The sequence below is a fragment of the Micromonospora sp. NPDC005979 genome, from assembly GCF_040614415.1.
In the GTDB taxonomy this organism is placed as follows: Bacteria; Actinomycetota; Actinomycetes; order Mycobacteriales; family Micromonosporaceae; genus Micromonospora.
The window spans coordinates 150,376-176,624 of the sequence record NZ_JBEXUR010000010.1 but is presented as its reverse complement, the minus strand read 5'-3'; the positions used below and the strand labels follow the sequence as shown (position 1 = coordinate 176,624).

General features: G+C 74.8%; 23 protein-coding genes and 1 pseudogene. 14 read left to right on the top strand and 10 right to left on the bottom strand.

Going from position 1 to position 26,249, the window contains the following annotated elements; translation table 11 throughout:
- Positions 1–44: 44 nt before the first annotated feature.
- From cobO to ABZ272_RS18650, 10 genes and pseudogenes are all read left to right on the top strand, one after another.
- Complete coding sequence (gene cobO / locus ABZ272_RS18695) at positions 45–656, top strand: cob(I)yrinic acid a,c-diamide adenosyltransferase (RefSeq protein WP_355051185.1); 612 nt, start codon at positions 45–47, stop codon at positions 654–656.
- Positions 656–2,014, top strand: a complete 1,359-nt coding sequence (locus tag ABZ272_RS18690) for a cobyrinate a,c-diamide synthase (RefSeq protein ID WP_355051267.1) — start codon at positions 656–658, stop codon at positions 2,012–2,014. The genes cobO and ABZ272_RS18690 overlap by 1 nt, the downstream gene beginning before the upstream one ends.
- Entirely contained in the window at positions 2,011–2,784 is a 774-nt protein-coding gene (cobI, locus tag ABZ272_RS18685; RefSeq protein WP_355051184.1) for a precorrin-2 C(20)-methyltransferase, read from the top strand. The genes ABZ272_RS18690 and cobI overlap by 4 nt, the downstream gene beginning before the upstream one ends.
- Complete coding sequence (gene cobM / locus ABZ272_RS18680) at positions 2,781–3,605, top strand: precorrin-4 C(11)-methyltransferase (protein ID WP_355051183.1); 825 nt, start codon at positions 2,781–2,783, stop codon at positions 3,603–3,605. Before cobI ends, cobM begins: the two co-directional genes overlap by 4 nt.
- Positions 3,602–4,753: a cobalt-precorrin-5B (C(1))-methyltransferase gene (locus tag ABZ272_RS18675; RefSeq protein ID WP_355051182.1), complete on the top strand. Its 1,152-nt coding sequence runs from the start codon at positions 3,602–3,604 to the stop codon at positions 4,751–4,753. Before cobM ends, ABZ272_RS18675 begins: the two co-directional genes overlap by 4 nt.
- A 26-nt stretch (positions 4,754–4,779) precedes the next feature.
- The gene (gene cbiE / locus ABZ272_RS18670) at positions 4,780–6,126 is read left to right on the top strand and encodes a precorrin-6y C5,15-methyltransferase (decarboxylating) subunit CbiE (protein WP_355051266.1); all 1,347 of its coding nucleotides are present in this window, start codon (positions 4,780–4,782) and stop codon (positions 6,124–6,126) included.
- On the top strand, positions 6,123–7,844 hold the full coding sequence (gene cobJ, locus ABZ272_RS18665; protein WP_355051181.1) for a precorrin-3B C(17)-methyltransferase: 1,722 nt from the start codon (positions 6,123–6,125) through the stop codon (positions 7,842–7,844). The genes cbiE and cobJ overlap by 4 nt, the downstream gene beginning before the upstream one ends.
- Positions 7,832–8,023 (top strand): 4Fe-4S binding protein, encoded by a 192-nt coding sequence (locus tag ABZ272_RS18660; RefSeq protein ID WP_355051180.1) that lies wholly within the window; start codon positions 7,832–7,834, stop codon positions 8,021–8,023. Before cobJ ends, ABZ272_RS18660 begins: the two co-directional genes overlap by 13 nt.
- Positions 8,020–8,616 (top strand): precorrin-8X methylmutase, encoded by a 597-nt coding sequence (locus tag ABZ272_RS18655; RefSeq protein ID WP_355051179.1) that lies wholly within the window; start codon positions 8,020–8,022, stop codon positions 8,614–8,616. Before ABZ272_RS18660 ends, ABZ272_RS18655 begins: the two co-directional genes overlap by 4 nt.
- Positions 8,613–9,584, top strand: a pseudogene (locus tag ABZ272_RS18650) (sirohydrochlorin chelatase); the annotation flags it as partial. The gene ABZ272_RS18655 and the pseudogene ABZ272_RS18650, both read left to right, overlap by 4 nt.
- Before the next feature lie 33 nt (positions 9,585–9,617).
- On the opposite strand, the gene ABZ272_RS18645 reads toward ABZ272_RS18650, so the two are convergent.
- The 7 genes from ABZ272_RS18645 to ABZ272_RS18615 all read right to left on the bottom strand — a co-directional run bounded on the left by ABZ272_RS18645 (position 9,618) and on the right by ABZ272_RS18615 (position 16,126).
- Positions 9,618–11,774 (bottom strand): FtsX-like permease family protein, encoded by a 2,157-nt coding sequence (locus ABZ272_RS18645; RefSeq protein ID WP_355051178.1) that lies wholly within the window; start codon positions 11,772–11,774, stop codon positions 9,618–9,620.
- Entirely contained in the window at positions 11,771–12,451 is a 681-nt protein-coding gene (locus tag ABZ272_RS18640) for an ABC transporter ATP-binding protein (RefSeq protein WP_355051177.1), read from the bottom strand. The genes ABZ272_RS18645 and ABZ272_RS18640 overlap by 4 nt, the downstream gene beginning before the upstream one ends.
- Positions 12,448–12,972 (bottom strand): PadR family transcriptional regulator, encoded by a 525-nt coding sequence (locus ABZ272_RS18635; protein WP_355051176.1) that lies wholly within the window; start codon positions 12,970–12,972, stop codon positions 12,448–12,450. The genes ABZ272_RS18640 and ABZ272_RS18635 overlap by 4 nt, the downstream gene beginning before the upstream one ends.
- Positions 12,973–13,105: 133 nt before the next feature.
- Positions 13,106–13,468, bottom strand: coding sequence for a fluoride efflux transporter CrcB (gene crcB, locus ABZ272_RS18630; RefSeq protein WP_355051175.1), 363 nt, complete (start codon positions 13,466–13,468; stop codon positions 13,106–13,108).
- On the bottom strand, positions 13,465–13,941 hold the full coding sequence (locus ABZ272_RS18625; protein WP_355051174.1) for a CrcB family protein: 477 nt from the start codon (positions 13,939–13,941) through the stop codon (positions 13,465–13,467). Before ABZ272_RS18625 ends, crcB begins: the two co-directional genes overlap by 4 nt.
- Before the next feature lie 62 nt (positions 13,942–14,003).
- Positions 14,004–14,762 (bottom strand): class I SAM-dependent methyltransferase, encoded by a 759-nt coding sequence (locus ABZ272_RS18620; RefSeq protein WP_355051173.1) that lies wholly within the window; start codon positions 14,760–14,762, stop codon positions 14,004–14,006.
- A 140-nt stretch (positions 14,763–14,902) separates the two neighbouring features.
- Positions 14,903–16,126, bottom strand: coding sequence for an MFS transporter (locus ABZ272_RS18615; protein WP_355051172.1), 1,224 nt, complete (start codon positions 16,124–16,126; stop codon positions 14,903–14,905).
- A 136-nt stretch (positions 16,127–16,262) separates the two neighbouring features.
- Between ABZ272_RS18615 and ABZ272_RS18610 the strand changes: the two genes are divergently transcribed.
- The 4 genes from ABZ272_RS18610 (at position 16,263) to ABZ272_RS18595 (ending at position 19,873) form a co-directional block, all read left to right on the top strand.
- Positions 16,263–16,712, top strand: a complete 450-nt coding sequence (locus tag ABZ272_RS18610; protein WP_355051171.1) for a MarR family transcriptional regulator — start codon at positions 16,263–16,265, stop codon at positions 16,710–16,712.
- A gap of 67 nt (positions 16,713–16,779) precedes the next feature.
- Positions 16,780–18,087: a phenylacetate--CoA ligase PaaK gene (gene paaK / locus ABZ272_RS18605; RefSeq protein WP_355051170.1), complete on the top strand. Its 1,308-nt coding sequence runs from the start codon at positions 16,780–16,782 to the stop codon at positions 18,085–18,087.
- Positions 18,088–18,141: 54 nt separating this feature from the next.
- Entirely contained in the window at positions 18,142–19,251 is a 1,110-nt protein-coding gene (locus ABZ272_RS18600; RefSeq protein WP_355051169.1) for a nucleotide disphospho-sugar-binding domain-containing protein, read from the top strand.
- A 55-nt stretch (positions 19,252–19,306) separates the two neighbouring features.
- The gene (locus tag ABZ272_RS18595; protein ID WP_355051168.1) at positions 19,307–19,873 is read left to right on the top strand and encodes a dienelactone hydrolase family protein; all 567 of its coding nucleotides are present in this window, start codon (positions 19,307–19,309) and stop codon (positions 19,871–19,873) included.
- 54 nt (positions 19,874–19,927) lie between these two features.
- Here the strand turns inward: ABZ272_RS18595 and ABZ272_RS18590 are convergent, their stop codons facing one another.
- From ABZ272_RS18590 to ABZ272_RS18580, 3 genes are all read right to left on the bottom strand, one after another.
- Positions 19,928–20,620, bottom strand: coding sequence for a hemerythrin domain-containing protein (locus tag ABZ272_RS18590; RefSeq protein WP_355051167.1), 693 nt, complete (start codon positions 20,618–20,620; stop codon positions 19,928–19,930).
- A gap of 83 nt (positions 20,621–20,703) precedes the next feature.
- Positions 20,704–23,973 carry a BTAD domain-containing putative transcriptional regulator gene (locus tag ABZ272_RS18585; RefSeq protein WP_355051166.1) on the bottom strand — a complete coding sequence of 1,090 codons (3,270 nt, stop codon included), beginning with the start codon at positions 23,971–23,973 and terminating at the stop codon, positions 20,704–20,706.
- A 70-nt stretch (positions 23,974–24,043) separates the two neighbouring features.
- Positions 24,044–26,104 carry an adenylate/guanylate cyclase domain-containing protein gene (locus ABZ272_RS18580; protein ID WP_355051165.1) on the bottom strand — a complete coding sequence of 687 codons (2,061 nt, stop codon included), beginning with the start codon at positions 26,102–26,104 and terminating at the stop codon, positions 24,044–24,046.
- Between the last annotated feature and the right edge of the window lie 145 nt (positions 26,105–26,249).

Genomic DNA, 26,249 nt, shown 5'->3' with positions numbered 1-26,249 from the left:
ATCGCGGAAGGCGCGTGGGGCTTGACGACGAGGGGGGACCTCTGATGCCGCAGGGACAGCCGAGTCACGTGCCCGCCGACGGGTTGACCACCCGGCAGCGGCGGAATCGGCCGCTGCTGATCGTCCACACCGGACAGATGAAGGGGAAGTCGACGGCCGCCTTCGGGCTGGCGCTGCGGGCCTGGACCGCCGGCCTGCCGATCGGCGTCTTCCAGTTCGTCAAGAGCGCCAAGTGGCGGGTCGGGGAGGAGAACGCCTTCCGCGCCCTCGGCGAGGCGCACGAGCGTACCGGCCAGGGCGCGCCGGTCGCCTGGCACAAGATGGGTGAGGGCTGGTCCTGGATCCAGCGCGGCGGCGAGGCCGATCACGCCGCCGACGCCCTGGAGGGGTGGCGGCAGATCCAGCGGGACCTGGCCGCCGAGCGCTACGGGCTGTACGTGCTGGACGAGTTCACCTACCCGATGAAGTGGGGCTGGGTGGACGTCGACGAGGTGGTCGCGACCCTGGCCGACCGGCCCGGCTTCCAGCACGTCGTCATCACCGGCCGCGACGCCGACCCGCGCCTGGTCGCCGCCGCCGACCTGGTCGCCGAGCTGACCAAGGTCAAGCACCCGATGGACGCCGGCCAGAAGGGCCAGAAGGGCATCGAGTGGTGATCGCCCCCGCCGAACCGTTGTCGCTGCCCCGGGTGGTGGTCGCCGCGCCGGCCAGCGGCCACGGCAAGACGACGGTCGCCACCGGACTGCTCGCCGCGCTGCGTCGACGCGGCCTCACGGTCAGCCCGCACAAGGTCGGCCCGGACTACATCGACCCCGGCTACCACGCCCTCGCCGCCGGCCGGCCCGGCCGCAACCTCGACCCGTTCCTGGTCGGACCCGAGCGGATCGCCGGCCTGCTGCGGCACGGCGCGAGCGTCCCCACGCCCGCCGACATCGCCGTGGTGGAGGGCGTCATGGGCCTGCACGACGGCGCGGTGGGCCGCCGCGACTTCGCCTCCACGGCGCACGTCGCCCGGCTCGTCGACGCGCCCGTGCTGCTGGTGCTGGACACCACCGCGCAGGGCCGCTCGGCAGCCGCGCTGACCCTCGGCATGGCCGCCTTCGACCCCGCCGTGCGGATCGGCGGCGTGATCCTCAACCGGGTCGGCTCGCCCCGGCACGAGACGCTGCTGCGCGACGCCCTCGCCGAGGTGGGCGTACCGGTGCTCGGGGCCGTCACCCGCGCCGCCGAGGTCGCCGCGCCCGCCCGGCACCTCGGGCTGGTGCCGGTCGCCGAGCGGGCCCCCGAATCGCTGGCGATCGTCACCGCCCTCGCCGAACTGGTCGAGGCCACCGTCGACCTCGACGCCGTCCTCGACCTGGCCCGCAGCGCCGGGCCGCTGACCGCCCCGGCCTGGGACCCGGTCCAGGCCGTCGGCGGGCCGGCCGGCGTCGGGCGGCCACGGGTCGCGCTCGCCGGCGGTCCGGCCTTCACCTTCTCGTACGCCGAGACCGCCGAACTGCTCGTCGCGGCCGGCGCGGACGTCGTCACCGTCGACCCGCTGCGCGACCGCTCGCTGCCCGCCAGCACCCGCGCGGTCGTCATCGGCGGCGGCTTCCCCGAGGCGTACGCCGAGGCCCTCGCGGGCAACGGCACGCTCCGCGCCGAACTGGCCGACTTCGACGGGCCGATCGTGGCCGAGTGCGCCGGGCTGCTCTACCTCGGGCGGTCCCTGGACGGCGTACCCATGTGCGGGCGGCTGGACCTGACCGCCCGGATGACCGGCCGGCTCACCCTCGGCTACCGCGAGGCGGTGGCCGTGACCGATTCACCGGTGGCCCGGACGGGCGAGCCGGTACGCGGCCACGAGTTCCACCGCACCACCACCGACCCCGGGCACGGCGAGGCGCCGGCGTGGCGCTGGAACGACACCGAGCACGGCTTCGTCGACGGCCGGGTGCACGCCTCCTACCTGCACACCCACTGGGCCGGGCACCCCGCCGCGGCCCGCCGGCTGGTCGAGGCAGCCCGATGACCGCCACGCTGACCGGCGTCGGCGTCGGACCGGGCGACCCGGAACTGCTCACCGTCAAGGCGGTGCGGGTCCTGCGCGAGGCCGACGTGGTCTTCGTACCCGTGATGGCGGACCGGGCCGAGACCAGCGCGACGACCGGTCCGACGCCGCCGGGCGCGGACGCCGGACGGGCCGAGGCGACCGTCCGGGAGTACGTCGCCGCGGAACGGCTGCGCCGGCTGCCGTTCGCCCTCGACGATCGAGGTGGGGTGACCGCCCGCCGCACGGCGGCCTGGGACGAGGCCGCCCGGACGGTCGTCAAGGCAATCGACGCGGGCGCGGGGTCGCTGGCCTTCGCCACCATCGGCGACCCCAACGTCTACTCCACCTTCGGCTACCTGGCGCAGAGCGTGCGGGCCCTGCGCCCCGCCGTGCGGGTGGCGACGGTGCCCGGCGTGACCGCCATGCAGGAGTTGGCCGCGCGCAGCGGCGTCCCGCTGGTCGAGGGACGCGAACCGCTCACGCTGCTGCCGGCCACCGCCGGCCTCGCGCCGTTCGCCGACGCCCTCGCCGGGCCGGGCACCGTGGTCGTCTACAAGGGCTGGCGGCGGCACCCCGAGTTGCTGGCCGAACTGCGCCGACAGGGCCGCCTTCCCGACGCCGTGCTCGGGCGCGCACTGGGCCTGCCCGGCGAACGGATCGGCCCGGTCGACGACGCCGTGCCCGATCTGCCGTACCTGTCCACGCTGCTGGTCCCCGCCCGGCGCGCGTACCGAGGAGGAAAACTGTGACCAGCGACGGCAAGGTGTGGTTCGTCGGCGCCGGCCCGGGCGCGGCGGACCTGCTGACCCTACGGGCCGCCCGCGTGATCGCCACGGCGGACATCGTGATCTGGGCGGCCAGCCTGGTGCACGCCGACGTGCTCGACCACGCCCGCCCCGACGCGGAGGTCGTCGACTCGTCACAACTGCCCATCGAGGGGGTGCTGCCGCTCTACGAGCGCGCCGCCGCGCAGGGGCTGACCGTGGCGCGCATCCACTCCGGCGACCCGGCGTTGTGGGGCGCGGTGCAGGAGCAACTGGACCTGTGCCGGGCGCTCGACCTGGCCGTCGAGATCGTCCCCGGCGTGTCGTCGTTCACCGCCGTGGCCGCGATCGTCGGGCGGGAGCTGACCGTGCCCGAGGTCGCCCAGTCGGTGATCCTCACCCGCCTCGAAGGCGGCAAGACCCCCATGCCGCCCGGCGAGCGGGTCCGCGACTTCGCCCGCCACGGCACCACGATGGCGCTGTTCCTCTCCGCCGCCCGCTCCGGGCAGGTGCAGGCGGAACTGCTGGCCGGCGGCTACCCGGCGGACACCCCGGCCGTCGTGGCGTACCAGGCCACCTGGCCCGACGAGCTGGTCGTGCGCTGCACGGTCGGCACCCTGGAGGCCACGGTCAAGCGGCACAAGCTGTGGAAACACACCCTGTTCCTGGTCGGCCCGGCCCTCGCCGCGACGGGCACCCGCTCACACCTCTACCACCCGGGGCACTTCCACACCTTCCGTCGCGCCGAACCGGCCGCCCGCGCCGAGCTGCGCCGCGCCCGCGCCGGAGAGACAGAAACCCCATGACGTACGCCGAGCCGCCGCTGCGCGAGCCGGACCTGCCGCGTACGGCGAAGGTCCGGCCCACCGCGCTGCGAACCGGCTGGACCACCGGCGCGTGCGCGACCGCGGCGGCCAAGGCGGCCGTCACCGCCCTGGTCACCGGCGAGATCCAACCCGAGGTGGAGATCGGCCTGCCCGCCGGGCGGCGGGTGCGCTTCCCGGTGGAACGCTGCGAGGTGACCGGCAGCCCACCGGTGCGCGCCGAGGCGGTCGTGGTCAAGGACGCCGGGGACGACCCGGACGTCACCCACGGCGCCGAGCTGACCGCCACCGTGGACTTCACCGATGCCCCGGGGCTCCGGTTGGCCGGCGGCACCGGCGTCGGCACCGTCACCAAACCCGGCCTCGGGCTCGCCGTCGGTGGGCCGGCCATCAACGACACGCCCCGCCGGATGATCGGCGAGGCGGTGGCCGAGGTCGTCGACCTCACCGAGGTCGGTGTGCGCGTGGTCATCAGCGTGCCCCGGGGCGAGATCATGGCCCGCAAGACCACCAACCGGCGGCTCGGCATCCTCGGCGGCATCTCGATCCTGGGCACCACCGGAATCGTCCGGCCCTTCTCCACCGCCTCCTGGCGGGCCAGCGTGGTGCAGGCCGTGCACGTCATGGCCGCCCAGGGCGAGCGGACCGTGGTGCTGTGCACGGGTGGGCGTACCGAGCGGGCCGCCCGCGCGCTGCTGCCCGACCTGCCCGAGGTGTGCTTCGTCGAGGTGGGCGACTTCACCGGCGCGGCGGTGACCGCCGCCGTCGAGGACGCGATGACCGGCGTGGTCTTCGTCGGCATGGCCGGCAAGCTCGCCAAGCTCGCCGCCGGCATCCTGATGACCCACTACACCCGCTCCAAGGTGGACCTTTCCCTGCTCGGCGCGGTGACCGCCGACGCCGGTGGCGATCCGGCGCTCGCCGCCGCCGTGACCGAGGCCAACACCGGGCGGCACGCGTACGAGCTGTGGGAGGCGGCCGGGCTCCTCGGTGCGGCCGGAGACCTGCTCTGCCAACGGGTCCAGGCGGTGCTGCGACGCTTCGCCGGGCCGACGGTCACCGTGGACGTGGCGATGGTCGACTTCGCCGGAGCGCGCGTCGTCGCCTCGTCCGGCCGGTGGCCGCGGTGAGCGCCCCGGACGCGCCGGTGGCCGCGATGAGCGATCCGGACGCGCTGGTGGACGGGGTGACATCGGACGACGCGACGGCGACGGTGGCATCCCCGGACGCGCTGGTGACCGTGGTCGGGCTGGACGCCGCCGGGGCGCCGCCGCATCCCGCCCTCGCCCCCGCGCTGGCCGGCGCGGGACTGGTGGTCGGGGCGGCCCGGCACCTGGCCGCGGTGCCCGTACCGGCGGACGCGCAGACCGTCGTCCTCGGACCGCTCGCCCCGGCCCTGCGCCGGCTGGCCGACGCCGTCGCCGCCCGGGTGCCGGCCGTCGTGCTGGCCAGCGGCGATCCCGGCCTGTTCGGGATCGTCCGGCGGCTGCGCGCGGCGGGGCTGCCGCTGCGGGTGGTGCCGGCGGTGTCGAGTGTGGCCGCCGCGTTCGCCCGCGCCGGACTGTCCTGGGACGGCGCGGCCGTGGTCACCGCGCACGGCCGCGACCTCCGACCGGCGCTGAACGCCTGCCGGGCGCTGCCGCTGGTCGCGGTCCTCACCGCGCCGGGGGCCGGGGCCGCCGAACTGGGCGCCGGCCTCGTCGGCTGGTCCCGACGCCTGCTGGTCGCCGAACACCTCGGCACCGACGCCGAACGGGTGCGGGAGATGACCCCCGCGCAGGCCGCCGCCGGCACCTGGCCCGACCCACACGTCCTGCTCAGCGTCGCCGTGCCCAAGCCCGCCGTGTCCGAGCCCGCCGCGTCCGGGTCTGCGCCCGCGCGGGCCGGGCCCGCGCCCGAACCCGTCGCGGTCGGTGGGATGCGCGTCGACAACCAGCCGGCCGCCGCGCCGGTCGGTGGCTGGGCGCTGCCGGAGAGCCGGTACGCCCATCGCGACTCCATGATCACCAAGTCGGAGGTGCGTGCCCTGGTCGTCGCGCGGCTGCGCCCCCGGCTGGGCCGGCTCGTCTGGGACGTCGGCGCGGGCAGCGGCTCCGTCGGCATCGAGTGCGCGCTGCTGGGCGCGGCCGTGCTCGCCGTCGAGCAGGACCCGGCATCCGCCACGACGATCCGGGACAACGCCGCCACGCACGCCGTCGACGTCCGGATCGTCGTCGGGCGTGCCCCGGCGGCGCTTGACGGTCTGCCCGAACCGGACGCGGTCTTCGTCGGTGGCGGCGGCGTCGACGTCCTCGCCGCCGTGGTGGCCCGCCGCCCCGAGCGGATCGTGCTCACCCTGGCCGCGCTGGACCGCGTCGCGCCGGCGGTGGCGCTGCTGCGCGCCGCCGGCTACCCGGTCGAGGGCAGCCAGCTCGCCGCCGCCCGCCTCGCCGACCTGCCCGGCGGGTCGATCCGTCTCGCGGCCACCAACCCGGTGGTCGTCCTCACCGGGGAGCGCCCGTGAACGAAAACACTCCCGCGCGGATCGGCCTGGTGGCGGCGACCACCGCCGGCCGGCGGCACGCCGACACCCTGGCCGCCGCCTGGCCGCACGCCCGGCTGGTCGAGGGCGACAGCGTCGCCGACGCGCTACGCGCCGCCTGGGCGGGATCTGACGCGGTGGTCGCGTTCCTGGCCACCGGCGCCGTGGTACGCGTCCTCGCGCCGCTGCTCGGCGACAAGCGCACCGACCCGGCCGTGGTGGTCGTCGACGAGGCGGCCCGGCACGCGGTGGCGCTGCTGGGCGGTCACGCCGGCGGCGGCAACGACCTCGCCGAGCGGGTCGGCGCGCTGCTGGACGCCCGACCGGTGGTCACCACCGCCACCGACGCGGTCGGGCTGCCCGGGCTGGACACCCTCGGCTGGCCCGTGCGGGGCGCGGTCGCCGCGGTGTCCCGGGCCATCCTGGACGGTGAGCCGGTCGAGCTGGTCGCCGACGCCGATTGGCCACTGCCCGCCCTGCCACCCAACGTGGGTCCTACCGGCGGGGACACGGCCGACGGCGGGTACCGGCTGCTGGTCACCGATCGGGTGGTGCCGATCGACGCGCGGACCGCCGTGCTGCGACCGCCGTCGCTGGTCGCCGGTGTCGGGGCGAGTCGGGGGGTACCGGCCGCCGAGGTGGCCGAGCTGCTGCACCGGGTGCTGGCCGAGGCCGGTCTCGACCCGGCGAGTCTGAGCTGCCTGGCCAGCGCCGACGTCAAGGCCGACGAGGCGGGCATCCGCAGCACCGCCGACGCGCTCGGCGTACCCCTGGTGACCTGGCCCGCGACGCGCCTCGCCGCGGTCGACGTGCCGCACCCCAGCGAGGTGGTCCGGGCGGCGGTCGGCACGCCGAGCGTCGCGGAGGCCGCGGCCCTGCTCGGCGCGGACGGCCGGGCCGACGCGACGCTGCTGGTGGGCAAGACCGCGTCGGCGATGGCGACCGTGGCGGTGGCGCGGCACGCGCCGCGCGGCCGGCTCGCCGTCGTCGGCCTCGGGCCGGGCGCGGCCGACCTGCGCACTCCCCGGGCGGTGACGGAGCTGCGCCGCGCGGCCGTGGTGGTGGGCCTGGACCAGTACGTCGACCAGGTCCGCGACGTGCTGCGGCCGGGCACCCGGGTGCTCGCCAGCTCGCTCGGCGCGGAGGAGGCGCGGGCCCGGGCCGCCGTGGCCGAGGCCGCCGTCGGCCGCGCGGTCGCGCTGATCGGGTCCGGCGACGCCGGGGTGTACGCGATGGCGAGCCCCGCCCTCGAGTACGCCGACGAGCGGATCGACGTGGTGGGCGTTCCCGGGGTGACGGCCGCGCTCGCCGCCGGGGCGCTGCTCGGCGCACCGCTCGGGCACGACCACGCCTACGTCAGCCTGTCCGATCTGCACACCCCGTGGGAGGTCATCGAGCGGCGGGTGACCGCCGCCGCCGAGGGTGACTTCGTGACCGTGTTCTACAACCCGCGCAGCCGCGCCCGCGACTGGCAGCTCGGCAAGGCGCTCGGCATCCTCGCCGCGCACCGGCCACCGGACACGCCGGTCGGGGTGGTGCGCAACGCCAGTCGCCCCGGCGAGCGTGTGCACCTGGCGACGGTGGCCACGTTCGATCCGGCCGTGGTCGACATGTACAGCGTGGTCGTGGTGGGCAACAGCGACACCAGGCTGGTCGCCGGGCGGATGGTCACACCCCGGGGGTACCGGTGGCGCTCGTGACCATCGATGCCTGCCAAGGCTGCGGTGCGTGCCTGCTGACCTGCCCCACGCATGCGATCAGGCCGGTCGCCGGCGGCCTCACGGTACGCGCCGACCGCTGCACCGGCTGCCTGGAGTGCCTGGAGATCTGCCCGGTCGACGCGATCCGCGTGACCGAGCCCGGGGAAGGAGCCCGATGAGCCGGATGGTGCATCCCATCGAGGTCGAGTCGTACCGCATCCTGCGCGAGCGCGTCGACCTGTCGCACCTGCCGCCGTTGAGCCGTGCGGTCACCGAGCGGGTGGTGCACGCCAGCGCCGACCTCGCGTACGTCGACGACCTGGTCTGCGACGAGGCGGCCCTGGAGACGGGACTGGCCGCGCTGCGCGCGGGCGTACCCGTGGTGACGGATGTGGCGATGGTCGCCGCCGGCATCACCCGGGCCGGCCTGGAACTGGTCTGCCCGGTCGCCGAGCCGGCCGCCGCCGAGCTGGGCCGCGCGGCGGGCATCACCCGCTCGGCGGCGGCCGTGCGGATCGCCCTGGACCGGGTCGGCCCCGGCGCGGTCTGGGTGGTCGGTTGCGCGCCGACCGCGCTCGTCGAACTACTCACCCTGGACGCCGCCCCGGCGCTGGTTGTCGGCCTTCCGGTCGGCTTCGTGGGCGCGGCCGAGTCGAAGGCGGCGCTGCGGGCCAGCGGCCTGCCCGGGGTGTCAAACGTGGGCGAGAAGGGTGGTTCGGCGGTCGCCGCCGCCGCCCTCAACGCCCTGCTCTACAGCGAGGAGAGGTCATGACCGGGTTGGTCATCGTCGGGCACGGCACGCGCAGCGCGGCCGGGGTCGACCAGTTCGCGGCGCTCGTCGAGCGGGTTCGCCGCCGGGAAGACATCGGCGACGTCGAGGGCGGATTCATCGAGCTGTCCCGTCCGCCGCTGACCGACGCGGTCGGCGCGCTCGTCGCGGGCGGCCACCGGTCCCTCGTCGCGTTGCCGCTGGTGCTCACCGGCGCCGGGCACGGCAAGGGCGACATCCCGGCCGCGATGGCCCGCGAGCAGCAGCGGCACCCCGGGTTGACGTACCGCTACGGGCGTCCGCTCGGCCCTCACCCGTTGCTGCACACGGCCATCGAGGAGCGCATCGACGCCGCGTTGGCGGGCACCGCGTCGGCGGACGCCGACCGGGCTGGCACTGCGTCGGCGGACGCCGACTGGGCTGGCGTCGTGTCGGCGGACGGCGTCGTGTCGGCGGACGTCGACCGGGCCGGAACCTGGGTGGCGCTCATCGGGCGTGGCTCCACCGACCCGGACGCCAACGCCGAGGTCGCCAAGGTCGCCCGGCTGCTCTGGGAGGGGCGCGGGTACGCGGGCGTCGAGCCGGGGTTCGTCTCCCTCGCCGAACCGTCCGTGCCGGCGGTGCTGGAACGGCTGCGCCGGCTCGGCGCACGGCGGATCGTCGTCGCGCCGTACTTCCTGTTCGCCGGGGTGCTGCCCGACCGGATCGTCGCCCAGTCGGCCGAGTTCGCCGCCGCCCACCCCGACCTGGACGTCCGCGTCGCCGACGTGATCGGCGACTGCGACGCGCTCGCCGACCTGGTCCGCGAACGTTACGACGAGGCGCTGGGCGGGGACATCCGGATGAACTGCGACACCTGCGCCTACCGGGTGCTGATGCCCGGCTTCGCCGACAAGGTGGGCCGCCCGCAGCAACCGCACGACCACCCCGACGACCCGGTTGGCCACCACCATCACCACCACCATGGGCACGGGGCGATCGCGGTGGCCACCGGGTCCTGACGCTCACTCGCTGCGGGCCGTCTCCGGGCCGGTGACGCGTTCCAACAGCGGCATGGTCGAGGCGATGACACCCAGGCAGGCGGCCAGGCCGACGACGACGATCACGGCGAAGCGCGGCGGCGGCGCGACGAGCGTGTAGCCCATCTGCGCCCGCAGGAACAGGTGCGCGGCGAGCAGACCCATCCCGATGGCGACGGCGGTGACGGCGAGCATCGGTACGGCGCTCTCCAGAGCGACGACCCGGCGCAGCACCCGTACCGGAGCGCCGCTGAGGCGGAGCAGGCTGAACGGTCGCCGCCGTTCGGTCAGGCCACCGATCACGCTGACCGCGAGGCTGCACCCGCCCAGCGCCAGGCTGGCGATGATGACGACGTTCGCCAACTGTTCCCAGCCGCGCAGCGTGTTGGCGAAGTCGGACTCGAAGTCGCCGGGCACGTTCGGCCCCACCCAGAAGGTCGGGAAGGCGACCTCCAATACGGTGCGAACGCGCTCGATAGCGGCAGCCGAGCCGTCCGTGCCCACGACGACCGAGATCACCGGCAGCCGCTGGAGCTCGTCGAGCGTGATCGACGCCGCGCGCCACTCCGTTGTGGACGACACCGACTCCTCCCAACGGCTGAGACCCACCGGCACCTCGATGACGGCGGCGCCCTGGGCGCACCGGCCGTACGCGCTCGGGAGGTCGGCGCAGGCGATCACCCCGCCCTCGCTGCCGGTGTCGATGTCCGGGGCTTCTCGGATCGCGGTCGCGGACGACACGCCGCTGATCGCCCGCAGTTCGGCGAGGAGCGCGTCCGGCGCCGCCGTCGTCTTCTCGTCGAAGACGGTGGTCACCGTGCCGGCGTCGATGGAGCCGACCGGAGCCGGACCACGTTCGTCGACGATCGTGGTGATCACACCGACGGCGACGCTCGTGACGAACAGCGCGAGCATGATGCCGCTGATCGCCCGGAAGCCGGCCTTCGGGTTGTCCGCGAGCCGCCGGGCCGCGATGAGCGTGGCCGGGCGGTCGGCGTACCGGGCCATGATCCGCGCGCCGACCATCGTCAACCATGGGCCGGCGAAGACCAGGCCAGCCATGATGAGCAGCAGGCCGGGCAGGAACAACGCCGTCTGCCCGTCCGACGTCGCGGGCCGGTAGCCCAGGGCGGCCACCAGCACGGCCACCCCGGCGAGGGCCGGGAGCAGCCGGTACGCGCGCGGCGCCCGTGGGGTGACCCGCCGGGTGACGCCCAGCGGCGAGATCCGGACGCGGCGTAGCGAGACGCGGGCCGCCACCGCCGCGCCGGCCGGAACACCGAGCGCCACGGCCAGGATGTCCCACACACCGAGTGACACGTCACTGGGGAAGAACGGCATGCCGGTGAACGGGATGCCCGCCACCAGGCCCCGGAGGGCGACGAACAGACCGAAGCCGACGGCGGTGCCGGCGACGGCCGCGACGGTCGCCTCCACGGCGGCGATCGTCGCGATCTGCCGGGGCGTCGCGCCGACCAGGCGCATGGCGGCGAAGCGCTGCTCGCGGCGGGCGGCGCTGAGCCGGGTGGCGGTGCCGATGAAGATCAGCACCGGGAAGAGCAGCCCGCCGGCGGCCACACCCAGGATGAGGTTCACCGTGGTCTCGGGCAGGGCGGGAGTGTCGCCGACGCTGCTGACCTGTCTCGCGTTGGGCAGTGCGGACACCCGCTCAGGTGTGCCGCCCACGATGGCGAGGAGAGTGTCCGGTGAGGTCAGCCCGGCCGGGCCGACCGCGCCGAGGTCACGCCCCGGGTAACGGTCCGCCAGTTCGGCGGCCGGGTGGGCGGCCAGCAGGTCACGCAGCGCGGGGGAGGCGTAGAACTCGCCCGGCCCGGGAGTGCCCGGGACGCCGACCGGGGTGGGAGCGTTCGGCCCGGTGGCGGCGACGTCGATCCGGATGATCTGTCGGCCGTGGAAGTAGTCGTCCCGGGTCGACCACCACAGCGGGTCGGCGTCGCCGCCGCTCGTGGCCTGGGGATAGATCGACGCGTACCGGGTGAGCTGGGCGTTGGTGGCGTTGACCCCGGCCAGGGTGGTCAGCAGCAGGGCGCTTCCCACCGCCACGGCGGCGGCGATGACGACCAGGCGGGTGAGCGCCTCCCGACCACCCGCCACCGCGAGGCGCAGTGCGAAGCCGATCACGACGCGATCCGTTCCGGGGCGTTGACACGCCCATCGCGGACCATGACCTCGTGGTCGGCGTACGCGGCGATCCGGGGTTCGTGGGTCACCAGGACGACAGTGGTGCCCTGCTCCCGGGCCGCGTCGACGAGCAGGTCCATGACCTGCTCGCCGGTGAGGGAGTCGAGCGCGCCGGTCGGCTCGTCGGCGAAGAGCACCCGCGGCTCGGCGACCAGCCCACGAGCCAGGGCGACCCGCTGCGCCTGGCCGCCGGACAGCTCACCCGAGCGCCGCTCCTGGAGCCCGTCCAGGCCGAGGCGGGGGAACCAGGCTCGCGCCTTGGCCAACGCCGGTGTCCGGCGAACACCGCTGAGCAGCAGCGGCAGGGCCACGTTCTCGACCGCGGTGAGCTCGGGGACGAGCTGGCCGAACTGGAAGACGAAGCCGAAGCGGTCGCGGCGCAGGCTGCTGCGGGCGGTCTCGGCCAGGGTGTCGAGCCGCTCGCCGTCGAAGAGGATCTCGCCGGCGTCGGGCACCAGGATGCCGGCCAGACAGTGCAGCAGGGTGGACTTGCCCGAGCCGCTGGGGCCCATGACGGCGACGATCTCGCCGGCGTCCACGGCGATGCTGGCACCGCGCAGCGCGGGTGTCTGCCCGAACGCGAAGGTCACGTCGCGGGCCTCGATGACGGCGCTCATGGCCGTACCTCCTTGCGCAGGGCGTCCAGTCGGGCGCCGGTCATCTCGATCCACCGGAGGTCGGCCTCAAGGTGGTACAGCCCGTGGTCGGCGAGCAGCGCGTCGACCAGGTTGCCGGAGCGCTTGATCTCGGTCAGCTCGCGCATCCGGCGCAGGTGCGCGCGGCGCTGGGTGTCGAGGTACTCGTCGGCGGGACGGTCGGTCATCAACGCGAGCACGACCTTGGCGAAGAGCACCGTCTGGAGGTGCGGTTCCGGGTCGACGGGCTGGGTCAGCCACTGCTCGACCTCGGTCGCACCGACGTCGGTGATGACGTAGCGCTTGCGGTCCGGGCCGGCGCCGGGCGCGACGTCGCTGATCACGACCTTCCCGTCCCGGGCCAGCCGGCTCAGGGTGGAGTAGACCTGGCCGAACGGCAGCGGCTTGCCCCGGCCGAAGAAGGCGTCGTAGTCGCGCTTCAGGTCGTAGCCGTGGCTGGGCTCTCGTTCGAGGAGACCGAGCAGGGTCAGTGGCACGCTCATGCCCAGGAGACTACACCGAGGGTATACCTCGCGTATATACCCTGAGGGTGTTCCCCTGGTCGGGTCTGCTGGTGTTTGCAAGGAAGGGGCCGTTACTAACGCATAGGGTTAGTAACGGCCCCTTCCTTGCGGGTCAGCCCGTGAGGGCGTGGGTCAGGGCGTAGCCGGCGCTGGCCGCGGCGAGCCCGGCGGCGACGCTGCCCGCCAGGTTGGCCAGCGCGAGCATCCGGCGGCCGCCCCGGGCCAGCCGCAGCGTCTCGTAGCTGAACGTCGAGTAGGTGGTCAGCGCCCCACAGAATCCGGTGCCGACGAGTGCGTTGACCGCCGGACCCGCGGGTACGCCGACGAGAGCGCCGAGCAGCAGCGAGCCGACCACGTTGACGGTCAACGTGCCCCAGGGGAACGCCGAGGCGTGCCGGGACTGCACGGCCCGGTCGGTGAGGTAACGCAGCGGAGCCCCGACGGCCGCGCCCAGGGCGATGAGCAGGACGGTCATCGGGCCGCCGCGCCGCTCAGCAGTCGGGCGGTGACGGCATCGCCCAGCGCGACCGCGACGAGCGCCCCGAGCAGCGTCGCGGCCAGGTAGGCCAGCGCGGTGCCCGCGGCGCCCGCGACCAGCGCCTGCTGGATGTCGACCGCGTAGGTGGAGAACGTGGTGAAGCCGCCGAGGATCCCGACCCCGAGGAACGGGCGCGCGAGCGGGTGCCCGCCGCCGAGGTGCCCGAGCACCGCCATCAGCGCGCCGATCAGCAGGCAGCCGGACGTGTTGATCGCGAACGTCGCCCACGGGAAGCCGGTCGGCGCGTGCGGAGCGAGGTGTTGCAGGCCGGCCCGGCCCAGCGCGCCGAGCACGCCGCCCGCCGCGATGGCGGCGATGATCGTCGCGGGGTGCGCGGTCAGCTCACCCCGGTCGGCGGGCACCCGGAGGTCGACGTCGGGGTCGGTGTGCGGGTCCAGCGGCTCTGCCACGGGTTCTCAGCGTAGTGCCGCCGCCGGCGGGGTCCGCGTACGGCTCACGGACGGTGCCGGCCTCAGCGTACGGCCGCGACGGCGGCGTCCGCGCCGCCTCGCCAGAGGGTGCCGACCTGGTCGAAGCCGGCCGCCGTGAGGGCGCTCAGGTGCCAGGAGATCGGCGGGGTCCATTCGGGGCTGTGCCCACTCGGATAGATCGTCTGCCGCTGGGCGACGAGCGGGGCGAGCGCCGGGTCGGCGCCGGCCCGGGCCCACCAGTCCGACCAGGACAGCGTCGAGCCGGCGGCGTAGCGGGCTTCGCGTCGGTCGCGTGCCCGATCCAGGAGTCGCTTGGTCAGCTCCGGCAGCGCGTCGTCGGGCATGTGGTCGGCGTTGACGAGGACACCGCCCGGGCGCAGCACGTCGCGCAGTTCGGCGTAGAGCTGCCCGAGCCGGTCGGCCGGCAGCCAGTGCAGGGCGGTGGCGGTGAGGACGGCGTCGTAGTCGCGGTGGGGGAGCGCGGCGTGCCAGTCGGGGGCGCCGAGGTCGGCGGTGACGATGGTGGCACGACCGCCGAGCGAGGCGTGGGCGATGGCGAGCAGCGCCGGATCGAGGTCCACCAGGGTCACCTCGGCGTCGGGGAAGCGGGCCAGCGTGCGCAGCGAGATGGTCCCGGTGCCACCCGCCAGGTCGAGCACGCGCGGCCCTCGACCGTCGACGACCACGTCGACGGTGTCGAGCATGGCGGTGAACCGGTTTTCCCGGTCCGGCAGGTACGCCTCCTGCTGGCGGTCCCAGCTCTCCTGCCACGCCCATGGATCGGTGATGTAAGGACTCATAAGAAGAAGGCTAGTTACAGCACCGGAGCGTTGTCCAGACCTTGTTGCACATCTTTTGCAACTGCGACAAGATGGCAGGGCGATGATCGAGGTGACGCCGGGTCAGGCGACCGCCCGACCCGGCGTCGTCGTCTCGGCGGTCAGGCCGCCGCGCTCGTCAGCTCCTCGTCGGCCGTTCGCGCCGGCTCGTCGCGCCGGGCCAGCCGCAGTGCCCCGACGAGGACCAGCAGCCCGGCCAGGGTGAGCGCGGCGCCGGCCCAGATCGGCGAGGTGTAGCCGAACCCGGCGGCGATGGTCACCCCGCCGATCCAGGCGCCCAGCGCGTTGCCGAGATTGAACGCGGCGATGTTCGCGCCGGACGCCAGGGTCGGTGCCTGGCGGGCGTATTGCATGATCCGCATCTGCAACGGCGGGACGGTGGCGAAGCCGAACCCACCCATCAGCACCAGCGCGACGATGGTGAGGATCGGGTTCGTCGCGGTCAGCGCGAAGCCGACGAGTACCACGGTGAGCGCCGCCAGGACGGTGACCAGCGTGCGGGACAGTGACCGGTCGGCCGCCCGGCCACCGAGCAGGTTGCCGGCGAAGAGGCCCACCCCGAAGAGGACGAGCAGCCACGGCACCGTGCCGCTGGCGAAGTCGCTGACCTCGGTGAGGGTGTAGGCGATGTAGGTGAACGCGCCGAACATTCCGCCGAAGCCGAGGACGGTGATCACCAGCGACAGCCAGACCTGGGTGTGGGTGAAGGCGCCCAGCTCGCCGCGCAGCCCGGTGGCGGGGCGGTCGGCGTCGGCGGTGTCGCGGGCCGGGATGAGCACGGCCAACCCGATCAGGGCGACCACGCCGATGGCGGTGATCGCCCAGAACGTGGAGCGCCAGCCGAAGTGCTGCCCGAGGAAGGTGCCGAACGGTACGCCGAGCACGTTCGCGATGGTCAGTCCGGCGAACATCATGGCGATGGCGCCCGCGCGACGGGCCGGCGCGACCAGGCCGGCGGCCACCACGGCGCCGATGCCGAAGAACGCGCCGTGGCAGAGCGCGGCGACGACGCGACCGGCCATCATCACCGGATAGTTCCCGGCGACGGCGGAGAGGAGGTTGCCGACGATGAAGAGCACCATCAGGCCGAGCAGTACGGGCTTACGGGGGAGTCGGGTCACCGCCGCGGTGAGAGCGACTCCGCCGACGGCCACGCTGAGCGCGTAGCCGGAGATCAGCCAGCCGGCGACCGGCTCGCTGACCGCGAAGTCGGCGGCCACCTCGGGCAGCAACCCCATGATCACGAACTCGGTGAGGCCGATACCGAAGGCGCCGATGGCGAGCGCGATCAGGCCGGGCGGCAGGGACTGTTGGCGTGCGGACATGGTCTTCCCATCGGGGAGGGGTCGGATGTGCAGCGTGTGCAACTACACGCGTCAACAACGGAATGCTTGCACACGCTTTATATGAGCGCAAGCGTGGTAGCCTGGGCTCCGGTCAGATCACACCCAGGAGGCCGACATGGGCATCGCCGACGACGCGGTCGAGATCCGCGCCCAGGGCTGGCGCACCCTCGCCGCCCTGCACGGGCTCATCGAGGCGTCCCTGGAACGGGCGTTGCAGGCCGGCCACGAGCTGTCCGTCGTCGAGTACACGGTGCTCGACGCGCTCTCGCGTCAGCACGGCTGGCACATGCGGATGAGTCAACTCGCCCGTGCCGCCGCGCTCTCCGGAAGCGCCACCACCCGTCTCGTCACCCGGCTGGAGCAGCGCGGACTGCTGACCCGCATCCTGTGCGCCGACGACCGGCGCGGCATCTACACCGAGCTGACCCCGGGCGGGTCCGAGCTGCTCGCCCGCGCCCGGCCCACCCACGACCGGGTACTCACCGACGCGCTCGCCGAGGCGCACGCCACCCCCGAGCTGGCGCCACTGGTCGACGCCCTGCACCGGCTGCCGGCCGTCCGTTGACCGTCGGGTCAGCCTGACGACGACGGGCGTACGGTACGCGGGATCGCCGCACCAAGGGAGGCACGCGATGCAGGACCGCACCCCGGCACGTGAGGAGCTGGAGCCGATCGAGCGCGCCGACGTCGACGAGCTGCGCGCCCTGCAACGCGAGCGACTGCGCTGGTCGCTGCGGCACGCGTACGACAACGTCCCGCACTACCGCCGGGCCTTCGACGCCGTCGGGGCGCACCCCGACGACTGCCGCGACCTCGCCGACCTGGCCCGCTTCCCGTTCACCGGCAAGGCGGAGCTGCGCGACAACTACCCGTTCGGCATGTTCGCCGTACCCCGGGAGCAGGTCGCCCGACTGCACGCCTCCTCCGGCACCACCGGCCGACCCACGGTGGTCGGCTACACCCGCGACGACCTGCGGACCTGGGCCCGGTTGATGGCCCGGTCGATCCGCGCCTCCGGCGGGCGGCCCGGTGACCGCGTGCACGTCGCGTACGGCTACGGGCTCTTCACCGGCGGCCTCGGCGCCCACTACGGCGCCGAGGAGCTGGGTTGCACGGTCATCCCCGTCTCGGGCGGCATGACCGAGCGGCAGGTGCTGCTGATCCGCGACTTCGAACCCGAGATCATCATGGTCACGCCCAGCTACATGCTCGCCATCATCGACGAGATGCGGCGTCAGGGCATCGACCCGCGCCGCACCTCGCTGCGGGTCGGCATCTTCGGCGCGGAGCCGTGGACCGAGGACATGCGCCGCGAGATGGAACAGCGCCTGGACATCCACGCCCTGGACATCTACGGGCTCTCCGAGGTGATGGGCCCCGGCGTGGCCACCGAGTGCGTCGAGACCAAGGACGGGCTGCACCTCTGGGAGGACCACTTCTACCCGGAGATCATCGACCCGGTCACCGGCGCGGTGCTGCCCGACGGCGAGCAGGGCGAGCTGGTGCTCACGTCGCTGACCAAGCAGGCGATGCCGGTGGTGCGCTACCGCACCCGCGACCTCACCCGGCTGCTGCCCGGCACCGCCCGTCCCATGCGGCGGATCGAGAAGATCACCGGCCGGACGGACGACATGATGATCGTGCGGGGAGTGAACGTCTTCCCCACCCAGATCGAGGAGCTGATCCTACGGACGCCGCAGCTCTCGCCGCACTTCCAGTGCGTCCTGGACCGGCGCGGCCGGCTGGACACCCTCACCGTGCGGGTCGAGCGGCGCGCCGACGTGGCCGTCGACGCCGCCGAGCGGGCGGGTGTCGCGTTGATGGAGCTGGTGAAGAACACGATCGGGGTGAGCGTGACCGTGGACGTGCTCGCCCCGGACGCGGTGGAGCGTTCGATGGGCAAGATGCGCCGTATCGTCGACCAGCGACGGGCCGGCTGACCCCGCCCGGTCAGCGGGGCAACGGGTCCGCCGGTGTCGACATAGGATTTCGCCATGCGTGTGCTGGTGGTCTCCGCTCCACTGGTCGGGCACGCCTTCCCGCTGGTGCCGCTGGCGGTCGCGTTGCGCGACGCCGGTCACGACGTGCTGCTGGCCACCGGCGGCGGCGCCCTGGCCGCCGCGGACGCCGGTCTGGCCGTCCACGACATCGCGCCCGGTTTCGACTTCGGCCGGATCGCGCTGCGGGTCCTCCTGCGCCATCCGCTGATCGCCCGCGCCGAGATGGCCGGCATCGCGGGCACCCGGGGCGCGGGCCTGATCTTCGGCGCGCTCAACGACCAGCTCACCGATCCGGTCGTCACGCTGGCGACGCGGTGGCGACCGGACCTGGTGCTCCACGAGCCGTTCGCGGTCGCCGCGGCGGTGGCCGCCGCACGGCTGGGCGTGCCCGCCGTACGCCAGGAGAACAGCCTCTTCGACGGCCGGGAGCTGGTCGCCGCCACCGTCGCCCGGCTCGACGCGGCGCTGCGGCGGCACGGCCTGTCCGAGCTGCCCGCCCCGGCTGCCGCCCTCGCCGTCGCGCCGCCCAGCGTGGCGACCCAGGACGGTTGGCCGATGCGCCACGCCTCCTACGTGGGCGGCGGTGAGCTGCCGGACTGGCTGCGCGAGCCGGCCGAGCGGCCCCGGATCCTGGTCACCCGCAGCACCCTGACCGGCCCCGGCGACCGGGGCCCGATGCCCGCCGTGGTCGCGGCCGCGCCCGACGTGGACGCCGAGATCGTGCTGGTCCGACCCGACCGGCGTACGGCGGCCGGTCCGTTGCCCGACAACGTCCGCGTCGTCGACTGGATCCCGCTCGACGAGGCGTTGCCGGCGAGCGCGGCGTTGGTCCATCACGGCGGTGCGGGCAGCGCGCTCGGCGCCCTCGCTGCCGGAATGCCGCAACTGGCCACCGTCGGCCCGGGGGACCGGCGGCACAACGCGGAGCTGGTGGCCCGCCGGGGCGCGGGTCTCGCGTCCCGCCCGGCCGACATCACCGCGCGCACGCTGACCCGGCTCCTCACCGACGAGACCCTGCGGACCGCCGCCGTGCAGGTCAGCCAGGAGATCGCCGCGATGCCACCGCCGTCGGCCCTGATCGCCCGGCTGACGGCGCTGGTCTGAGCCCACCCCCGCGTGTCCGCGCCGGTCGGCGGCCCGGCGGCGGCAGGATGACCGGATGCGCCACGTCGTGCTGTTCCACTCCGTGTACGGGCTGCGGCCCGCCGTCCGCGCCGCCGCCGACCGGTTGCGCGCCGCCGGGCACCAGGTCACGACCCCCGACCTGTACGGCGTTCCCGCCGCCGACACCGTCGAGGACGGCTTCGCGCTGCTCGACAAGATCGGCCACGAGCTGGTGCTCGACCGGGCTCGCGCGGCGCTGCGCGACCTGCCGCCGCAGACGGTCCTCGCCGGCTTCTCGATGGGCGCGGGAGTGGCCGGGGCGCTGCTCGCCGAACGCCCCGACGCCGCCGGTCTGCTCCTGCTGCACGGCACCGGCGGCGCGCCGGACGTGGTGCGGCCCGGGTTGCCGGTGCAGTTGCACGTCGCCGACCCGGACCCGTACGACGCACCGGACGAGATCGACGAGTGGCAACGGGCGATGGCCGACGCCGGCGCCGACCTGACGGTGTTCCGCTACCCCGGCGTGGGCCACCTGTTCACCGACCCGGCCCTGACCGAGTACGCCCCGGACGCCGCCACGGCGCTCTGGCCCCGGGCGCTGGCCTTCCTCGCCGACAGCTGACCGCGCGTGGGATCGACCGCGCCACCCCCTCGTCGGCGCGGTCGATCCCACGGTTCAGCTCGCGTTCGCGCCGATGCGCGGGGGCGTGGCCGTGCCGTGGACGCGCTTGGCGTACGTGCGGTAGAGCCGGGGTCCGACGATCGGCATGAGCAGCCGCGCCGGCAGCGGGGCGTGCGCGAGCACCGCCTTGATCACCGCGGCGTCGCCCTCGTACATCGCCATTCCGAAGATCAGCGGCAGGTCCTTCTTCGGGGTGTCGTTGAGCCCGTGCTCGCCGAGCTTCGCCCATTCGGCCGCGGTGACGTGCCGCTGCGCCATCGGCAGGATCTCGGCCTCCTCCAGGGCCATGTGCTCGGCCGCTACGGCCCGGAGCTGCTCCACGGCGTCGGCCACCGCCGCGCCGTCGTGTCCCGTCCGGCGCCAGGCGGGGAGCAGCGCGACGACCGCCTCGTAGGCCTGCTCGATCGCGTGGTGCTGGGCCTGCATCGCGGGGACGACGGCGGCCGCCTCCGCGCCACCGCGCTCGGCGAGCAGCGGCCACAGGAAGAGGTCCTCACCCTCGTGGTGCAGGTGCAACTGCTGGCACAGGAGCGCGGCGTGGGCGCCGACGACCTCCGCGCGCTTCGCGTCGCCCGGCCGTACGCCGCGGACGAGTTGCGGGAGCAGGCCGAGCTCGCGACGGAACATGATGTGCACCATGTACATGTCGCGGACGTCGGCCATCGCTTCCTGGTTGGTCTGATTCACGGTTCCCTTTCCAAGTATTCGGTGGGTCGAACACGACGATCATTCGCGCCGCCACTTGGAACCCACTTGGAATCCGGAGGGAGTCAGTCGGCCAGCGCCGCCGTGGCCTGGGCCAACCAGTGCGGCGACCCCCACCGCCGCGCCAGGGCCGCCGCCAGCCGGAAGTGTTCCGTGGCCTCCTCGGTACGACCCGTCAGGCGGAACAGCTCCCCGAGCGTCAGCGCGACCGGCCGTACCACGGCCGCCGTGGTGGAGAGCCCGGCCAGTTGATCACGGAACGGGAGCAGCGCGTCGATCACCGGCTGCGCCAGGTCGCGCCGACCCAGGGCCACGATGACCATCGCCCGTACGCTCAGCAGGGACGACTGGAAGTAGTCGGGGCGGTAGGTGTGCCGGCCGATCGGCATCGCCCCCGCCTCGTCCACCCGGCCGCTCTCGATCAGCGCCAACGCCAACAGGTCGTCCACGATCGGCCCCAACGACGGCCGCACCCGGCGGGTCGCCTCCACGTGCTCGCCGAAACGGCCCTGGCTCATCAGCAGGGTCGCCACGGCGAGGTAGTGGAAGGCCTCGGCGTGCAGCGAGCCCTGCCGCCGCATCTGCTCGGCGACCTCGTCGTAGTGCCGTCGGGCGGTCCCGAAGTCACCGGCGACGTGCGCGAGCACGGCCAGGGAACACAGGTGCAGCACCTGGGCCTCCTTGAGCTGGTACGTCTCGGCCAGCTGCCCCTGCCGCGTGACGCTGGCCCGGAGCTGCTCCGGGTCGTTCAGCGCGGCGGCGCAGTGACCGATCACCTGCTCGGCGACCCAGCGCCAGGTCACCAGGCCGTGCTCGTCGGCGAGGTCCCGTAGCTCCCCGGCCAACTCCAGGCGCTGCGAGGCCTCCAACTCGTAGTTCATGGTGCGGGCGCGGGCGGCCAGCGCGAGAGCGCGCAGCTCGGGATCGTCCAGCCGCCGGGAGACCGCCACGGCCTCCCGGCCGGCCGCCACGCCGCGCGGGTCCGCTTCACCATCCAGCTCGGTGGCGAGCGCGTCGAGCAGCCGGCACCGGGTGACCGGGTCCAGGTGGTCGGCGCGCAACAGCCGCGTGAGCAGCTCCACGGCCGTGTGGTCCACGGCGCCGTACGCGTGTCGCAGCCAGGGGCTCGGCACGGTCCACGCGGTGAAGGCCGCGATGAGCAGCTCGTCGCGGCCGGCCGCGATGGCGATGTCGACGGCCCGCGTCCGCGTCTGCTGGGCGGCGGCCACCGCCCCGGCCCGGGCCTGGGCGCGCAGCAGCCGACCCAGCAGGTCGACCCGGAGCGCGTCCCGGTCCCCGGGCACCGACGTGGCCGCGTCGACGGCGTTGCCGAGCAGTTCGATGGCGGCGTCGTACGCGTACCGACGCTCGGCCAGCTCGGCGGCGCGGACGGCGTACTCGACGGCGAGGGGCGCGGTGTCGGTCGACGCGGCCCGCGAGTAGTGGTACGCCAGGGCCGGGTAGTCGTCCGGGTCGAGCCGGCGGGTGACGGCGGCGATCCGGGCGTGCAGGCGGGTGCGCCGGAGCTGCGGCAGGTCGCGGTAGATGGTGTCGCAGACCAGACCGTGGACGAAGCGGACCCGTCCCGGCGCCGGCTCGGTGAGCAGACCGGCGCTCAACCCGGCCTCCAGCCCGCCCAGGACGGTGCCCTCGTCGGCGCCGGAGGCGTCCACGAGTGTCCGTACGTCCGCCTCCCGGCCCACGGTCGCGGTGAGGCGCAGCACCGACACCGCCGCCGACGGCAGGTGGGCGAGTCGTCGGCGCAGCACGTCACGTACGCCCTCGGGCACGTCGGAGGTGGCGACGAGGGTGCCCTCGGCGGCGAGCAACCGGGCCGACTCGCGGACGTAGAAGGGGTTGCCGCCGGTGCGTTCGGCCAGCGCGGCGACGGTGTCCGGATCGACGGTGGTCCTGGCCAGCGCGCCGAGCAGCCGTTCGACCTCGGGCGTCGCCAGACCGCCAAGCGCGATCCGCTGCGGCGACCGGCGGGCCAGGACGGCCATGGTGTCGGCGAGCCGTTCGGCGTTGTCGGCGGGCCGTAACGCCGCGACGAACAGCACCGCTCCCGCCGTCGTCTCGGCCACGCTGGTCAACAACAGCAGCGTCTCGGCGTCCGCGGCGTGCAGGTCGTCGAGCACGACGGCGACCGGTCGGCCGGCGGCCGTCGCGTCCAACCAGGCGGCCACGGCGCGGTGCAGTCGGAACCGGCCGGCGGTGACGTCCCCACCGACCTCCCCGTCGCCCTCGTCGAGCAGCGGTGCGAGCGCCGGTGCGAGAGCGCCGGGCGGCGCCTGGAGGGCGAGGTGCCGTAGCGCCTCGACCCACGCCCAGGCCGGCGGGGCGCCCTCGACCTCAGGGCAGCGGCCGAGGGCGACCAGCCAGCCGGTGGCGCTCAGGTCCTCGACGAACCGGCTGAGCAGACGGGTCTTGCCGGCGCCCGCCTCCCCGCTGACCAGCGCGACACGCGGGCCCCGTACCCGCGCCTCGGCGGCGGCCTGCCCGAGAGCCGCCAGCTCGGCCTCCCGGCCGACGAACATCTCCTCCGGCCGCTCGGCCTCGACGGCCGTCCTCGCGGCGGCCGGCGGAAGCAGGTCCAGGCGTTGGCCCAGGATCGCGGCCTCGACCTCGACCAGCGCCGGGCCGGGGTCCAGGCCGAGCTGGTCCACCAGGGTCGCCCGGGCCCGCCGCAGCGCGGCGAGCGCGTCCCCCTGCCGGCCGGTACGCCACAACGCCAGGGCCAACAGCCGCCACGCCTCCTCCCGCAGTGGCGCCTGGCGGGTCAGCAGCTCCGCCTCCGGCACCGCCTCGGCGGGGTCGCCGCCGCGCACGGTCACGTCGACCAGCAGCTCCCGGGCGACCAGTCGCAGCTCCTCCAGCCGCAGCACCTCCGGCTGCGCCCACGGCTCACCGACGAACTCGGCGTACGCCGGTCCGCGCCACAGGTCGAGCCCGGCACGGAGCAGCCGACGGGCCCGCTCCGGGTCGGTCGCGCTGACCCCGCGGGCCTCGGCCAGCAGCGACTCGAACCGGCCGGCGTCGACGGCGTCGGCCGGCACCCGTAGGGCGTACCCGGGTGGCACGGTGACCAGGACCCGCGCCGGCGCCCGGCGCTCGCGGGTCGGCTCCACCACGCGGCGCAGGTGCGAGACGTACGCCTGGAGCGAGACGATCGCCCGTGGTGGGGCGTCCCCCCGCCACAGCAACTCGATCATCCGGCCGACGGAGACGACCTCACCGCGGGCCGCCAGCAGCAGCGCGAGCACGGCGCGTTGACGGGGGCCGCCGAGGTCGGTCGGTCCGCCGGTGTCGACCTCGACCTCGAGCGGTCCGAGCACCCGTAGCAGCATGACTGCGCCAATCCTAGTCAACGCCGTCGGGCGACCCGCCCGTGCACGGTCGCCACGGTCAGGCCACGGCGGCCAGGTCGCCCGGCGCAGGCGTCACCGGTAATCGGAATCCGGTCCGGGCGCGGCCGGGGCGAAGCGCCGTCCGGGCGCGGCCGACGGGCGTCGGGGCGCTCGTCCCAACCGGCGGCACGTCGCCGCCGGTGACCGCGCGCAGTCGGCGGCGGACCGGCGCGCGGTCGTCCGGGAGCGTCGGCGAGGCGGGCGTACGGGCCTCCGGGGCGGTGGGAAGCGGTCGGAGAGTCGGCGCGCGGTCGGCCGTCGACCCCGGCGGGTTGGCTCCGCGCCGCTGCTGACCGGCGGACGGCAGCGCCGCGGGTTCGCCGACGGTGTCGGATGCCGGATTCTCGGCGGCCCGCCGGGTGAGCATGGCACGCAGGGCGTGCGGAAGACGCTCGGCGGCGACCTGACGCAGCGCCGGCGCGACGAACGCGTACCCCCGGACGTGGTCGACGCGCAGCAGTCCGGCGGAGACGAGGGCGCGCAGCAGGGGAGCGGACCGCCCCGGCCGCCAACCGAGTGCCCGGTCGACGGCCGGGCCGGAGAGCATGCCCGGGATGGTGCCGGCGGCCATCAGCACCGCCCGGCCCTCACCGCCGAGCCGGTCCAGCTCGGCGCCGGTGCTGCGACGTACCGGCTCGGGCAACTTCGTGGGGTCCGCGCCCGCCGCGATCGAGGTGACGTATGCGACGGCGTGCCCGGGCCGGCCGCCGACCAGCGGCAGCAGCCGGTCGACCAGGGCCACCGGCTGCCCGGCGCGGGTCAGCAGGTGGCGCAGGAGGCGGCCGGACTGGACGGCGGCCAACGGTCGGATCGGCACCCGCCGGGCGGGGCCCGGCCGCGTGTCGGCCCACTGCGGCTGGTGCACGGTGAGAACGGCCAGCGGCAGGCCACGCGTCGTGGCCGCGGTGAACAGGTCGTGCAGGAAGCGACTCACGGCCGGCGCCGCACGGTCCACATCGTCCACGGCCACGACCAGCGGCCGATCGGCGGCCAACCGCAGGAGGGCGTCGCGGCAGATCGCCGCGGCGGCGAACGCCTCGGCCGAGGCGTCCGGGGCGGTCAGCAGCCGGTGCAGCGCCGGCACCGCCGCCGCGACGCGGTCGGGTGGGTACAGCGGCGTCAGGGCGTCGGTCAGGCGTTCGCGGACCGCCGCCGGGCCGTCGCCGGGGCGGGTGCGGGCCAGGACGCGGACCAGCTCGGCGACCGGCGCGAGGACCTGATCGGGGTACGGCGGGCAGCCCACCACGCACCAGCGCACCGGCAGCCCGTCCACCGTGTGCAGCGTCCGGCTCAGCTCGTGCAGCAACCGGCTGCGGCCGCTGCCGCTCGGACCGACGAGGGAGATCCAGCGCGGTTCGCGCGTGCGCAGTGCCTCGCTCACCTGCTCGCCGATGCCGGCCAGTTCCCGGCGACGCCCGATGAGCGGCCCGTCGTGCCGGTCGGCGCCGGGACGGGCGGGACCGTTGGCGTGCCACACGGGCATCGGCGCCAACCGGCCGGCCACCGGCATCGGCGCGAGTTGACGCTGGGCGATGAGGCCGGCGGTGGCCCGCGCGGTGACCGCGCACAACGAGACACCGCCGGGTGCCGCGTAACCCTGTAGGCGGGCCGCGGTGGTGATCACCGCGCCGCTGGCCACGCCGTGACCACCGCTGACCGCGTCGCCCAGGTCGACCACCACCTCGCCGGTCGCGATGCCGACACGCACCCGCAGGACGATGTCGCCGAGGACGGGACGGCGGTCCAGCGCGGCCTGGATCTCCAGGCCGGCCCGCACCGCCCGGTACGCGTCGAAGCCGTCGGAGTGCCGTGCCCCGAACAGCGCCATCACCGCGTCGCCGACGTACTTCTCGACCACGCCGTGCCAGCGGCTCAGCACACCGGCGACCCGTTCGAAGTAGGCCCGTTGCAGGGCACGGACGTCCTCGGGGTCGAGCTGGTCGACAAGCGCGGTGGAGCCGACGATGTCGACGAAGAGGACGCTTACCGTCCGTCGTTCCTCGGGCACCGGCCAGTGTGGGCGGTCGGTCCGCTGTGTGTCGGCGACGATGGTGATCATGGGTGGCGCACCCGACCTTCCCCGGTGATGGGCTGACGACCCTCGGAGATTGGCATCCCTGGGCCGACAGGGGATCGGCAGAACGACGTATGTCGGCCACCCGCAACCTTTAGTCGCAATGTCGACGCGAGGAGTACCACAAGCG